This is a genomic window from Stenotrophomonas sp. LM091, assembly GCF_001806305.1.
Lineage (GTDB): Bacteria > Pseudomonadota > Gammaproteobacteria > Xanthomonadales > Xanthomonadaceae > Stenotrophomonas > Stenotrophomonas bentonitica_A.
On sequence record NZ_CP017483.1, the window covers coordinates 415,192 to 428,662 of the forward strand.

The 13,471-nt window shown below is 66.3% G+C and carries 10 protein-coding genes; 5 read left to right on the forward strand and 5 right to left on the reverse strand.

The window, feature by feature from the left end:
- Positions 1-150: 150 nt before the first annotated feature.
- From BIZ42_RS01850 to BIZ42_RS01860, 3 genes are all read left to right on the forward strand, one after another.
- Positions 151-1,110, forward strand: a complete 960-nt coding sequence (locus BIZ42_RS01850; protein WP_046273381.1) for a cation diffusion facilitator family transporter — start codon at positions 151-153, stop codon at positions 1,108-1,110.
- A gap of 85 nt (positions 1,111-1,195) precedes the next feature.
- On the forward strand, positions 1,196-1,936 hold the full coding sequence (locus BIZ42_RS01855; RefSeq protein ID WP_070425375.1) for an SOS response-associated peptidase: 741 nt from the start codon (positions 1,196-1,198) through the stop codon (positions 1,934-1,936).
- Between the two features lie 148 nt (positions 1,937-2,084).
- Positions 2,085-2,255: a CsbD family protein gene (locus BIZ42_RS01860; RefSeq protein ID WP_019184192.1), complete on the forward strand. Its 171-nt coding sequence runs from the start codon at positions 2,085-2,087 to the stop codon at positions 2,253-2,255.
- A gap of 214 nt (positions 2,256-2,469) precedes the next feature.
- On the opposite strand, the gene BIZ42_RS01865 is transcribed toward BIZ42_RS01860, so the two are convergent.
- Complete coding sequence (locus tag BIZ42_RS01865) at positions 2,470-3,393, reverse strand: NAD(P)/FAD-dependent oxidoreductase (RefSeq protein ID WP_070425376.1); 924 nt, start codon at positions 3,391-3,393, stop codon at positions 2,470-2,472.
- Between the two features lie 130 nt (positions 3,394-3,523).
- Between BIZ42_RS01865 and BIZ42_RS01870 the strand changes: the two genes are divergently transcribed.
- The gene (locus tag BIZ42_RS01870; protein WP_237393548.1) at positions 3,524-4,570 is read left to right on the forward strand and encodes a DUF6624 domain-containing protein; all 1,047 of its coding nucleotides are present in this window, start codon (positions 3,524-3,526) and stop codon (positions 4,568-4,570) included.
- A gap of 137 nt (positions 4,571-4,707) precedes the next feature.
- Entirely contained in the window at positions 4,708-7,062 is a 2,355-nt protein-coding gene (locus tag BIZ42_RS01875; RefSeq protein WP_070425378.1) for an arylsulfatase, read from the forward strand.
- Between the two features lie 323 nt (positions 7,063-7,385).
- On the opposite strand, the gene BIZ42_RS01880 is transcribed toward BIZ42_RS01875, so the two are convergent.
- From BIZ42_RS01880 to BIZ42_RS01895, 4 genes are all read right to left on the reverse strand, one after another.
- On the reverse strand, positions 7,386-7,802 hold the full coding sequence (locus BIZ42_RS01880) for a hypothetical protein (protein ID WP_070425379.1): 417 nt from the start codon (positions 7,800-7,802) through the stop codon (positions 7,386-7,388).
- Positions 7,803-7,964: 162 nt separating this feature from the next.
- A complete protein-coding gene (fabF, locus tag BIZ42_RS01885) occupies positions 7,965-9,242 on the reverse strand; it encodes a beta-ketoacyl-ACP synthase II (RefSeq protein ID WP_070425380.1) in 1,278 nt (425 codons plus the stop codon).
- A gap of 36 nt (positions 9,243-9,278) precedes the next feature.
- Positions 9,279-12,344 carry an efflux RND transporter permease subunit gene (locus tag BIZ42_RS01890; protein ID WP_070425381.1) on the reverse strand — a complete coding sequence of 1,022 codons (3,066 nt, stop codon included), beginning with the start codon at positions 12,342-12,344 and terminating at the stop codon, positions 9,279-9,281.
- Positions 12,341-13,453 carry an efflux RND transporter periplasmic adaptor subunit gene (locus BIZ42_RS01895; RefSeq protein WP_070425382.1) on the reverse strand — a complete coding sequence of 371 codons (1,113 nt, stop codon included), beginning with the start codon at positions 13,451-13,453 and terminating at the stop codon, positions 12,341-12,343. Before BIZ42_RS01895 ends, BIZ42_RS01890 begins: the two co-directional genes overlap by 4 nt.
- Positions 13,454-13,471 lie beyond the last annotated feature (18 nt).

The following is a 13,471-nucleotide window of genomic DNA, read 5'->3' on the forward strand; positions in this document are numbered from 1 at the left end:
GGCCACGGATTGTCCCGCGCCACGGGCGGCGGGTACAGCCCCGGCCGCTCAGCGCCGCACTGCCGCCCGGCCTGCCAGGCCCGGACGTGCACGCGCCCGGGACGCGCCGTTGGCGATGATGCGGCACCCTCCCCACCCCCCGCCTCCGCCATGGCCAAGCCGACTGGCTCCCGTCTCGTGATCTATGCCGCGCTCGCCGGCAACCTGGCCATCGCCATCGCCAAGTTCGTCGCCGCCGGCATCTCCGGCAGTTCGGCCATGCTCAGCGAGGGCGTCCACTCGCTGGTGGATACCATCAACGAGCTGCTGCTGTTGTATGGCCTGCGCCGGGCCGAGCAGAAGCCGGACACCCTGCATCCCTTCGGCCATGGGCGGGAACTGTACTTCTGGAGCTTCATCGTGGCACTGCTGGTGTTCGCCGCCGGTGCGGGCGTCTCGGCGTATGAAGGCATCCAGCACATCCGCAACCCGGAGCCGGCCACCAACCACCTGATCAGCTACATCGTGCTGGGCATCTCGCTCGTGTTCGAAGGCACCTCGTGGTGGATCGCGCTGCGCGAATTCCGCGCCACCAAGGGTTCATTGGGCTACTTCGAGGCATTCCGCCGCAGCAAGGATCCCTCCACGTTCACGGTGCTGCTGGAAGACAGCGCCGCCCTGCTCGGCCTGGGCTTCGCGCTGGTCGGCCTGCTCGCCGCGCAGCTGCTGGACATGCCCATCCTTGATGGCGTCGCTTCGCTGTGCATCGCCGGTGTGCTGGCGGTCACTGCCTTCCTGCTTGCACGCGAAACCAAGGGGCTGCTGGTGGGCGAACCGGCGCACCCAAGCGTTGCCAAGCGCATTCTCGCCGTGGCCAACACCGATGCCGACCTGCGCCGTGCCAATGGCGTGACCACCATGCAGATGGGACCCGAACAGGTCGTGGCGATGCTGAGTGCCGAGTTCGAAGATGATCGCACCACGCCGCAGATCGAGGCGTGCATCACCCGGATCGAGAAAGCCGTGAAGGCCGAGTATCCCGAGCTGGTCGCCCTGTTCGTCAAGCCGCAGACGCCAGAAGTGTTCCAGGCGCGGCGGGCCGCGTTGGCCGAGCCGCATCCGGATACATGAAGGCCGTGCACATCAGGCAGCGCCCGGGTGAGCAACGCCGGCGCTGCCTACGAGGCCGTCACGGATATCGTCGGATGCTCGGCCCATGCGCCGTTTCGCACAAGCCATCGCCGACACCGAGTCACTCCCCGCCGGACTGCCTGCCGCGCTGGCGCGGACGCTGGCCGCCGGCCCGGACCACTACAACATCGCCAAGGGCGGCGTGGCCACGGTGCTGGCGCGCGACCACGACGGCTCCATTGCCGTGGCCGACATGGTGTGGGGGCTGGTGCCGCGCTGGTCCAAGGAACCGGCCACGCCCTATACAACGGTGACCGCACGGCTGGAGCGCGCGCCACGCAGCCGCATCTACGCGCAGGCCTGGGTACAGCGCCCGTGCGTGCTGCCCATGACCGGGTATTACAAATGGGACCGCGCGCGCCGGCCGCCATGGCCGCTGTTCGTGCAGCGCAAGGACGGGCGTGTCCTGCTCGCCGCCGGCCTATGGGAACACTGGGAAAGCGAGGATGGCCAGCAGCTGGACAGCTTCACGGTCCTGACCGGGCCGAACCACGCGATCCCTGCCCCGCTCACGCCAGATGGACCGATCTTCATTGCACCGGCCGCCGCACTGGACTGGTTGGGCGGCGCCTTCAAAACGCCCGCGGCACTGAACGCCCGCGCCACTACGCCCGCACTGGAGGCCTATCCGGTCAGCCGCGCGTTTCGTGATCCCGCGCGCGACGATTACACGCTGTTGGAACCTGTCGATCCGGATGCCGCAGCCACCGCCGAACCACCGCAATGGGATGGCGATGCGTGGGATGAGCGCGATGCGGATGAATGACGTGCAGCGCGCGTGAGCGTCAACCTTTCCGGCGCTTGAACGGATTCCGCGTCACCAGCGAATTTCACCTTCGCGCCACTGCCGCCCCGTCAGGGTGGAGATGCCCAGCAACACGGGCCCTCTCTCTAACTACATTATGGAGTCAACCATGGACAAGAATCGCACTGAAGGCGCCAAGAACCAGGTCAAGGGCACCGTCAAGGAAGTCGTGGGCAAGGTCACCGGCGACAAGACGAAGGAAGTGGAAGGCAAGATCCAGAAGGGTGTGGGTGAAGTGCAGAGCGACGTGGGCAAGGCCCGCGACGACGCGCGCCGCTGAGTCTCATCCCACGGCTCTCTGACCGCATCAGCGGCAGAGGGCAGTGGGAGGTCAGCTGAGCGCCGTATCAGGGTGTTCTTCATCTGCCACGCCTTCCATCCGCCGTGTTCTCCACCGGCGTAGGCGATTCGGCCTCTGAGCAACAGCGCGGCATGGAACAAGCCTGGCTGCTCCAATTGCGTTTCTTCCAACGATTCGGCATCTCCCTCGGGCGCTATTCCAGCAGCCCCATCAGGGAGTGGTGCACCGCCACGCCCGCCAGCGCCCCCTCGCCCACTGCCAGCGCGATGCTGCCTGCCATCCGGGCCGCGTCGCCGCAGGCAAACACGCCCGGTACCGTGGTCTGCTTGGCCGAATCGGTGGTGATGCACCCACCATCCTTGAGCTCGCAGCCCAATTGCTCGGCCAGATCACTGGACAACCGCGAATGCGGTGAAATGAACAGCGCATCCACCTCCACCCGGCGCCCGTCGGCGAGCACCACGGTAGCGCTGTCTTCCACCGCGCGTACGCGGGTCGATTCGACCACGACGCCGCACGCGTCCAGCCGTGCACGCTGTGCGGGATCGATCCTCGCGGAGGCTTCGCTGCAGAACAGCGTGATGTTGCCCCAGTCGCACAGCAGCAGCGCCTGGGCCGCGCCACCATCCTTCGCGCAGCCGATCACCCCGATGCGCCCTTCGAACACCTCGTAGCCGTGGCAGTACGGGCAATGAAAAACGCTCCGGCCCCAACGTTCGCCGATGCCCCGGATGTCGGGCAGATCATCGGTTACGCCGTACGCCAGGATCACCCGATCCGCCAGAAACGCCTGGCCGGCGTCCACCTCGACCCGGAAGGTTCGGCCCTCTTTCGATGCAGGTACCGTTGCCGTAGCAGAACGGGCAATACCGGCGAGCCAGGTCAACGTGGGATAGCGCAACAACTCTTCGCGGGCCTGGGAAGCGATATCCGCCGGCGGCAGCCCCTCCCGCCCAAGGAAACCATGCGCGACGCGCGCATTCCGGTTGCGCGGCGTCCCCCCGTCGATGATCAGCACCTTGCGGCGGGCGCGCACCAGCTGCAGCGCGGCGGACATGCCCGCGTAGCTGCCACCGATGATGATGACGTCGTAACGATGGGGAGGCAGATCGGCCATGGCGCTGTCCCGGGCGTTGGGAGAGTGACGAATGCGCCAGAGTGCGGGAGCCTGGATCAACGCCGTGCGTGCTGCGCGTGAGCCTGGGCATCACACCGCCCGCACGATCCGGCAGCCTGGAGGGACCGGCATGTTCTTCGACTGCTACTGCCCACGCCGTGATCGCACCGCTTCGGCTCACGCACGCCAGGTTGAATTCCGGGGGCTGAAGCCGCTACGTTGTCGGTGCGTTCACCAAGGAAGATCACCCATGCACGGAAGGCCAATACGACCCATAGCAACCCGGGCGGCAACGCTGACGGTCGCCCTGTTCGCCGCTGCCGCGGCTGCCGCCGCCGAGCCGGCCAGCTTCTTCACCGCGCTGGATGCCTACGGCAACAACGACTACGCCGCCTGCGGCGCCACCTTGAGTGACCTGTACACGCACGGCATCCCCTTCCCCGACGGAGGCGAGCTGCTGCTGATCGAATGCACGGCGGCAGCCGGCGATCATGCCGCAGCGTTTGCGTACGTCGATGCGCTGCTCGCCAGTGGTCGCCTGCCACTGGAGGACCTGCGGACCAAACAGCGTCCCGGGCTGAATGCGCTGCGCGCCGATCCCGCATGGCCAGCGGTGCTGCAGCGGGTCATCGCCGAAGAAAAGAAGCACGAGGCGCTGCGCGATGCGCCGTTGAGGCAGGCCTTGCTCGCACGCGAGGCAAAGGACCAGACCGCGCAACATGCCGCCATCGCCGCTGGTGGCGGCGATGCGTGGCGGCAGACGGCGCCGGTGAGCGAAGCCAATGCAACCTGGTTGAAAGCCGTGATCGCCGAAAAGGGGTGGCCAGGCACCACGCGGGTCGGCCGCGACGGGGCCAAAGCCGCATGGCTGATCGTGCAGCACGCCGACCATGACCCCGCGTTCCAGGCGCAGGCGTTGGCGTTGATGCAGACCGCCGCCGAGACCGGCGATGCCGACGCCGCGGATGTAGCGCTGCTGACCGACCGGGTGCTCATCGCGCAGGGCAAGCCGCAGCGTTACGGCACGCAGTTCAAGAGCGCCGCCGACGGCGTGATGGAGCTTCAGCCCACCGAAGACATGCAGACCCTCGACGCCCGGCGGCGCGCGGTGGGACTCCAGCCTCTGGAGGCCTACAAGGCAATGCTCTCGGACAGCTACGGAAAACCGGTGAGATAGCTTGGCCGGCCACCGGCGGTAAATCGATCCGGCGCGCCGCCGCCAGTACTTCTACCTAGGCCGTGGCCCGTCTATTTTCGGGTGCCAACACAGACCCCGCTGGCCACACTGGGGCCTCAGTCCATCGAGGCGTGACCATGAGCCAGGAACTCCCCGGCAGCATCCTTCCGATCCCCGACCAGGCCTACCAGGGCCCCCTGTCGTTCGACGCGAAAAAGCTTGGGGTCAAGCTTCCTCCCATCACGGCCAAGCGCCCGCCGGACGGCGCACCCAATGTCCTGCTGATCATGTTCGACGATGTTGGCTTCGGCGCCGCCAGCGCGTTCGGCGGACCCGTGCATACGCCCACTGCCGATCGGCTGGCCAATAGCGGCCTGCGCTACACCCGCTTCCACACCACCGCCCTGTGCTCGCCCACGCGCGCCGCGCTGCTCTCCGGCCGCAACCACCACGCGGTGGCCATGGGCCACATCACCGAGACCGCCACCCCCGCGCCGGGCTATCGTTCAACACGGCCCAACTCGGTCACGCCGCTGCCGGAAATCCTGCGCCAGAACGGCTACAACACCGCCCAGTTCGGCAAGTGCCACGAAGTGCCGGTGTGGGAGTCCGGACCAACCGGCCCGTTCGACCATTGGCCGGCCTTCAGTGGCTTCGAGCGTTTCTACGGCTTCATCGGCGGTGAAACCAACCAGTGGACGCCCGCACTGGTCGATGGCGTCTCTGCCGTGGAGGCGCCTTTGGATCCGGACTACCACCTGATGCCGGACCTGGCCGACAAGGCCATCGACTATGTCCGCCTGCAGAAGAGCCTGACGCCGGACAAACCTTTCTTCGTGTACTTCGCACCCGGAGCGACGCACGCCCCGCACCATGTCCCGAAGGACTGGATCGCCAAGTACAAAGGCGCGTTCGATCAGGGCTGGGATGCCATGCGCACCGCTACCTTCGCGCGCCAGCGCGAGCTGGGTGTCATCCCCGCCGATGCCGTGCTCACCCCGCGGCCGGAGGGCATTCCGGCGTGGGAGGACATGCCGGCCGAACTCAAGCCGATCCTCGCGCATCAGATGGAAGTCTATGCCGCCTTCCTCGAGTACGCCGACCACCATACGGGCCGCGTGATCGACGCGCTGGAGGAACTTGGCGTGCTCGACGACACGCTGGTGTACTTCATCATCGGCGACAACGGCGCCTCCGCCGAGGGCGGCATCAACGGCGCCTTCATGCTCACCACCGCATCCAACGGCGGCGCCGAGTACGAGACCGCAGCATTCTGGCAGCAGCACCTGGACGAGGTGGGCGGACCCACGGCCTACAACCACTACGCCGTCGGTTGGGCGCATGCGCTGTGCACGCCCTACCAGTGGACCAAGCAGGTGGCCTCGCACTACGGCGGCACGCGCAACGGCACCATCGTGCATTGGCCGGCCCGGATAACCGGCAGTGGCGAACTGCGAAGCCAGTGGCATCACGTGATCGACGTGGCGCCGACCATCCTGGACCTCGCCGGGCTGGCACAGCCGCATACGGTCAACGGTGTCACCCAGGTACCGATGCACGGCGTTTCCATGGCCTACACCTTCAACGACGCCGATGCCGAGGAGCGCCACCTCACCCAGTACTTCGAGATCATGGGCAACCGCGGCATCTACCACAACGGGTGGACCGCGCAGACCAAGCACCGCACCCCCTGGGATGTGGTGGCCAAGGGCGTGGATTTTTCGCAGGACGTCTGGGAACTGTATGACACCACCCAGGACTGGACCCAGGCCGACAACCTGGCCGCCGCGCAGCCGGACAAGCTGGCCGAGCTGCAGCAGCTGTTCCTGATCGAGGCGGTTCGCCACAACGTCCTGCCGATCGACGATCGCGCCGCCGAACGCATGAATCCCGAACTTGCCGGGCGTCCCACGCTGACCACCGGCGACAGCCTGCGGCTGTACCCCGGCATGACCCGCCTGGGCGAGAACGTGGCGATCAACGTCAAGAACCGTTCCTACGCGGTAACCGCCGAGATCGAAGCGCCCGCCAGTGGCACGCTCAACGGCGTGATCGTGGCCCAGGGCGGACGCACCGGTGGCTGGTCGTTCTTTGCCGAAAACGGCAAGCTGGGCTACCACTACAACCATTGCGGACTGCTGCGGAAGACGGTGCTGTCCGAGGCCGACATCGGCACCGGCCGCCATCAGGTGCGGGTGGAATTCGCCTACGCGGGCGGCGGCATCGGGCGCGGTGGCACGGTCACCCTGTACATCGACGGGAAAGCTTCAGGCACCGGCGAGGTGGAGCGTACCCATCCGCTGTACTACTCCTTCGATGAGGGCCTGGACGTGGGCATCGACACCGGCATGCCGGTGTATGAGGGCTATGTGACCGAGCGCGGCAGGTTCAACGGGGTCATCCACTGGGCGGAGATCCAGCTGGACCAGGATGACCACTCGCACATGATCGATCCGGAGGCGCATCTTGAGGCGGTGATGCGGCACCAGTAGCGGCCGAGCTGACAGGGCCGTCAGGGACCGCCCGGCGCCGGGCGGGAGGCCGGGCGTGGGTGTGGGAGCGCCCTGATCTACCCGGCACGCCTTCAAGCGGCGGGCGAATACAGAGCGGATGGAGGTAGGTGTGCGGGTCATGGCAACAAGCATGACCCGGACCTACGCTGAACGTAAATCACGTTCAACGTACTCCGGGTACAAGGCCCGAAACGTCATCGGCGCCACTGCCCTTCCATAGCGCGTTTCGGACATCGACCTTCCGGTCGACCATGGTCGACGTGTCGACACTTCCCGTGAGGAAGCCCTTCCCAGGACACGGGTCAGAGCCTGATGTTCATCTCCCCGGATGCTTCGTTCCGACCCATCGGTGAACGCGGTATGTGCAGGGACACAGGTGGATGGGACCCGCCGTCAACAGCCATCGTCGACATCTCTGGAGAAACCGTGCTGCTCTGTTGAAGACCTTCCTGCACCGCTGCAAGCAATCGGCTGGCACAGCGCACAGCGCTTCCCAGGGCCGGATCCAGCCCGACGAGGTAAACGAAGCAGCCGTCGAACTTCGCCGACGCGGTCTCCAAGCCCTCTGAATACGCCATCTCCCGTTTGAGCGCCTTGAACCAGCGCTTGGGTGGCTCGGCGGCCAGCTCGATCACGACGGCGGCTTCGCCGAAGCCCAGCGGCATCGCTTCGATCTTCAGCACCTGGGGGTTTGACGGGGTCTTTTGTCTGGCGGCCATTGCCCTTCTCCTCTGGAACAATGACGGAAAAGTATCCTCAGCAGGCGCCAAGAGCGCGTCAAAATCTGCTGACCGCCGGCGCTGTTTCTCTGCAACTGCAGTGGCGCTGCGTAGCCGCGCAGGAAAAGCGCGACGGCGGCATCGCCTCTGGACTGACGGTGCTCACAGGCGCCGGAACAGCGCACTGGCATTCACTCCGCCAAATCCGAACCCGTTGGTCAGGGCGTATGCGATGTCCGCTTCTCGCGGCACACCGCCTACGATCGAGAGCCCCTCTGCCAGCGGATCCGGTTGGACCAGGTTGAGCGTCGCGGGGGCGACCTGATCACGCAGGGCAAGCACGGTAAAGATGGCCTCGATGCCGCCTGCCGCCCCGAGCAGATGGCCGGTGCTCGACTTGGTGGCGGAAATCAGAAGGTCGCCACGGGTGCCGAACAAGGCACGCATGGCGGCAAGCTCCGCCCGATCCCCGACCTGGGTCGAGGTTGCGTGGGCGTTGATGTGGTCGACCTGCCCAGCGGAAATGCCCGCCTGCGCCAACGCGATCTCCATCGCGCGGCGTGCACCGCTGCCGTCGTCAGGGCCGGCGGTCAGGTGGTACGCATCCGCGGTCGTACCGTAGCCGACCAGTTCGGCCAGCGGCCTGGCGCCCCGCGACAGGGCGTGATCCAGGCGCTCGATCACCAGCAACCCGGCGCCTTCGGACATGACGAACCCGTCCCGCTGCGTGTCAAACGGGCGGGACGCGGCTGTGGGTGTGTCGTTGAATGCGGTGCTGAGCGCCTTGGCAGCGGCGAAGCCGCCCAGGCTGACGCGGTGCATCGCCGCTTCCGCACCGCCGCACAATGCGATATCCGCTTCGCCGGACCGGATCAGGCGCGCCGCATCACCGATGGCCTGCACGCCCGCCGCGCAGGCCGTAACCGGCGCGCCCTGTGGGCCCTTGAACCCGTACCGGATCGACGCCTGCCCCGCCGCCATGTTGGCCAGGAAGGTGGGTGCAGTGAAGGGCGACAACCGGCCAGGCCCACGGCTTTCGGTGGTGTGGACCGCATTGACGATGGAACCAAACCCACCGATGCCCGTCGCAATCACGGTCGCGGTTCGCAGCAGGCCACGCTCATCGGCCGCGTTCCACTCTGCCTGCGCGAGCGCTTCGTGGGCGGCCACCAACGCGAACTCGACAAACCGGTCCATCTTCTTCAGATCTTTCGGCGCGATGATGCCGCCGGAATCGAAGCCCGCCTCAGGATCCTGTTCCCGGTCGGGCACGCGGCCGCCTACGTTGCAGTCCGTTCCGGCCGACAGCGCCTCGCCCAGCGGGCCAATCCCGGAGCGTCCCGCCAGCAGGCGGGACCACACTGTTTCCACTCCGCACCCGAGGGGGCTCACCACGCCCATCCCGGTCACCACGATGCGATCTTTCTCGGCAATGCGCATAACTCACTTCCCATATAAAAGAGGTCCCGGTCGCACTCAGGCAACAGAGGGCGTTTCCGCTCGGACCTTGAACCAGATGGCATACATCGCCGGCAGGAACACCAGCGTCATCACGGTGCCGGCGATGGTGCCGCCAATCAACGTGTAGGCAAGCGTTCCCCAGAACACCGAATGGGTCAGCGGAATGAACGCAAGCACCGCCGCCAGGGAGGTCAGAATCACCGGGCGTGCGCGCTGGACGGTCGCCTCGATGATCGCGTGGAAGGTCGCCATCCCTGCCATTTCGTTCTCGTGGATCTGGCCGATCAGAATGAGCGTGTTGCGCATCAGGATGCCCGACAGTGCAATGAGTCCCACCAATGCGTTGATGCCAAACGGCTGCTGGAACAGCAGCAGGGTCGGCACCACGCCGATCAGGCCCAAGGGGCTGGTCATGAAGACCATGATCATGGCGGAGATGGAGCGCACCTGCAGGATGATGACCAGCAAGGTGACCGCCAGCATGATCGGGAACAGCGGCAGCATGGCGCTCATCGCCTTACCGGATTCTTCAATGGAACCGGCCTGGGCAATGGCGTAGCCGTCAGGCAGCGACGCGATGAGCGGCGCAAGCTGCCTGCTGATGGCCGCTGATACGTCCGGTGGCTGCAACGCATCGTCGATGTCACCCCGCACGGTGATGGTCGGCACACGGTCGCGCCGACGCAGCACCGGCTCTTCCATGCGAACCTCAACGGCACCGATCTGCGACAGCGGCACGCGCTGGCCAGCGGCGCCAACCAAGGTGAAATCCGCAATGCGCGCGGGATCCAGGCGCGTGTCCCCGCCCGATCGAGCGACCACCTCCACGGTCCGGATGTCCTCACGAACGGCGGTGACCGGCACCCCGCTCAGGAAGAACTGCAACTGCTGCGATACCGACGCCGAGGTCATGCCCATCGCCTGCAGGCGGTCCTGGTCCAGCGTGAAGTGCAGCGTGGGCGTGCGCACACCCCAGTCGGTGTTCACGGTCCGCATCATCGGGCTGGCGTGCATGATCTGCTCCACCTTGGCGGCAATGCCACGGATGACATCCGGATCCGGACCGCTGACCCGATACGCCACCGGATACGGCGAGTAAGGCCCGAACACCAGCTGCGTCACGCGCACGCGGGCTTCGGGCGCCAGGCCCTCTGCCACGGCCTGGCGAAGCCTCGCCTTCAGCGCATCGCGCTGTTCCTGGCTGTCGGTGCGGACCACGATCTTGGCAAACGCAGGGTCCGGCAGCTCCGGCGAAATGGCGAGGTAGAAGCGCGGCGCACCCTGGCCGATGTAGGCCGTGACGATCTTCGATTCCGCCTGCGCCGACAGCCACGTTTCGACCTTCCTGGCCGCCAGGCTGGTCTGTTCGATGGCGGTGCCATAGGGCATCTGCACCTCGACCAGTACCTCCGGGCGATCGGAAATGGGGAAGAACTGCTTCTTCACCGCCCCCATGCCAGCCACCGAAAGCACGAACAGGCCGATCACCGACCCTGCGGCGAGCCACTTGCGCGCAATCACACGCGCCAGGATCGACCGGAAGCGGTTGTAGCGCGGCGTGTCATAAAGGCTGCTGTGACCGCCCTCCACTGCCTTCAGATCAGGCAGAAGCTTCACGCCCAGGTACGGCGTGAAGAACACCGCGACTACCCACGACACGATCAGCGCAATGCCGACGATCCAGAACATGTTGCTGGTGTATTCACCGGCGGTGGACCGGGCAAAGCCATTGGGCATGAAGCCCACGGCCGTCACCAGGGTGCCGGCCAGCATGGGCGCTGCCGTATGACTCCACGCGTAGGCCGATGCCTTGACCCGGCTGTAGCCCTCCTCCATCTTCACCACCATCATTTCGATGGCAATGATCGCGTCGTCGACCAGCAACCCCAGGGCCAGGATCAGCGAGCCCAGCGTGATGCGGTCAAAATTCTTTCCGGTGGCCGCCATCACCAGGAACACAGTGGCCAGCGTCAGCGGTACGGCAGCTGCCACCACGATGCCTACCCGCCAGCCCATGCTGACGAAGCACACCACCATCACCACCAGCAGCGCGACGAAGAACTTCATCATGAACTCGTCCACCGACGCGCTGATGTTCACCGCCTGGTCGGTGACCTTCTCCAAGGCCATCCCCACCGGGAGGCCGTCGTTGATCTTCTTGACCTCGGTGTCAAGCGAGGCGCCCAGATCCAGGCCGTTCCAGCCGTCACGCATGACGATCCCCAGCAGCATGGCCGGCTCGCCCCCGTTGCGGATCATGAAGGTCGACGGATCTTCATAGCCACGCTTCACGGTGGCGATGTCCTGCAACTTCAGTGTTCTGCCCTGCGCAACGATGGGGGTATCGCGGATCTTCTGCAGCTGATCCAGCGCGCCGTCGAGGCGGATGAAGATCTGCGGGCCCTTGGCCTCCACGGAGCCGGCGGGCGTCAACGCGTTCTGGCCGTTCAGCGCCGCGAACACCGCCTGCGGCGTGATCCCCAGGTTTGCCAGGCGTTCGTGGGAAAGTTCCACATAGATCCGCTCGGACTGCTCGCCAATGATGTTGACCTTCTTGACGCCGGGAACATGCAGCAGGCGCTGACGAAGGGTTTCAGCGTCGCGTGCAAGCACGCGGAATGGTTCGCCCTTGGCCTTCAATGCGAACAGCGCAAACGTGACATCGGCATATTCGTCATTGACCATCGGGCCGATCACGCCTGCGGGCAGGTTCGCGGCTTCGTCGGCCATCTTCTTGCGCGCCTGGTAGAACTCCTCCTGCACCGCGGACGGGGGCGTGCCGTCCTGCAGGGTCAGCGTGGTGAACGACAAGCCGGGACGCGTATACGTTTCACTGCGGTCATACCAGCGCAGCTCCTGCAGGCGCTTTTCCAGCTTCTCGGCCACCTGGTCCTGCATCTCCGTGGGCGTGGCCCCCGGCCAGGCCGTCACCACGGTCATCACCTTCACGGTGAATGCCGGGTCTTCTGCGCGGCCCAACTGGAAGAACGACACGATGCCGGCAACCGAGACCAGGAAGATCAGAAAAACCGTGATGGCGCGCTCGCGCACCGCAAGCGCCGACAGGTTGAACCCACTCACGGGTGGGCTCCCTTGCCCGCTGTGGCGGTGGCCGTGGCGGTATCGGCCAGACGAACCACCTGCCCTTCGTGGAGCAGGTGCGCGCCCAGCGCGGCCACGCGGTCGGATGCTTTCAACGCGCCCTCAACCAGGGCCAGGTCGTCCCCCAGCCGCTTGACCACTACCGGCGTCCAACGGGCGCTGGGTGGCTCGCCCCCGATGACCCAGACGCCGGTTCCGGTGCCAGGATCAAACACCGCGCCCAACGGGACCTCAACGCCCCCCGCCTCACCTGCGGTGCCTTCAACCGCTACCGTCACGGTAGACCCCAGCGGCAATGCGGTGTTGCCGTCCTCCAGGGTGTAGCGGGCTTCAAAGGTGCGGGTTGCAGGGTCTGCCGATTCGGAGAGCACGCGCAACCGTGCCGGCATCGAAACGCGCGCACTAAACAACGACGCCGATGCGGCCGAGCCGATCTGCGGGCGAAGCGTCTCGGGCAGTTGGACCACGGCTTCCCGACTGCCCGCACGGGCAAGCCGGGCGACGATCTGCCCCGCCGCCACTACCTGGCCGGGCTCGGCCAGAACGGCCATGACCACCCCATCGGCATCGGCAACAAGCGAGGTGTACTGACTGGCGTTGCGTGCCACCCGGGCCTGGGCGTCGGCCGCCCTGAGCTGCGCAGCCGCCGCGTCTGCCGCCGCCTTCATCTGATCGTAGGCCGAGCGCGACACCACGCCCTTGGCTGCCAGGTCGCGATAGCGCGCCTCGTCGGCCGTGGCCTGCACGCTCTGCGCACGGGCCGCGATGACGGCCTGCTGCTGGGAAGCGGCAGCCAGGTTCAGGTCGAGCGGATCCATCCGATAGAGCACGTCGCCGCGCTTGACCGTCTGCCCCGTCTCAACGCGGCGCTCAGTGACCTTGCCTCCCACCCGGAAGGCCAGATCGCTCTGCACCCGTGCGGCGATGGTGCCGGTAAAGGTGCGCGCGTTTCCCGCGCCCGGCTGCACCTGCGCCACCCGGACGATCGGCGGCGCGGTCCGGGGGTCGCTTTCACCCGGCTTGCTGCAGGCCACAAGGAACAACGGAACAACACAGGAAATGGCTGTGAGTACAGAACGGCGCCGCATACGGTCTTCCGGAGTGGG

Bases quoted from the DNA above. Each gene is read 5' to 3' on its own strand.
- BIZ42_RS01850 (WP_046273381.1), top strand. From the start codon at position 151: ATGGCCAAGCCGACTGGCTCCCGTCTCGTGATCTATGCCGCGCTCGCC.
- BIZ42_RS01855 (WP_070425375.1), top strand. From the start codon at position 1,196: ATGCGCCGTTTCGCACAAGCCATCGCCGACACCGAGTCACTCCCCGCC.
- BIZ42_RS01860 (WP_019184192.1), top strand. From the start codon at position 2,085: ATGGACAAGAATCGCACTGAAGGCGCCAAGAACCAGGTCAAGGGCACC.
- BIZ42_RS01865 (WP_070425376.1), bottom strand. From the start codon at position 3,393: ATGGCCGATCTGCCTCCCCATCGTTACGACGTCATCATCATCGGTGGC.
- BIZ42_RS01870 (WP_237393548.1), top strand. From the start codon at position 3,524: ATGTTCTTCGACTGCTACTGCCCACGCCGTGATCGCACCGCTTCGGCT.
- BIZ42_RS01875 (WP_070425378.1), top strand. From the start codon at position 4,708: ATGAGCCAGGAACTCCCCGGCAGCATCCTTCCGATCCCCGACCAGGCC.
- BIZ42_RS01880 (WP_070425379.1), bottom strand. From the start codon at position 7,802: ATGGCCGCCAGACAAAAGACCCCGTCAAACCCCCAGGTGCTGAAGATC.
- fabF (WP_070425380.1), bottom strand. From the start codon at position 9,242: ATGCGCATTGCCGAGAAAGATCGCATCGTGGTGACCGGGATGGGCGTG.
- BIZ42_RS01895 (WP_070425382.1), bottom strand. From the start codon at position 13,453: ATGCGGCGCCGTTCTGTACTCACAGCCATTTCCTGTGTTGTTCCGTTG.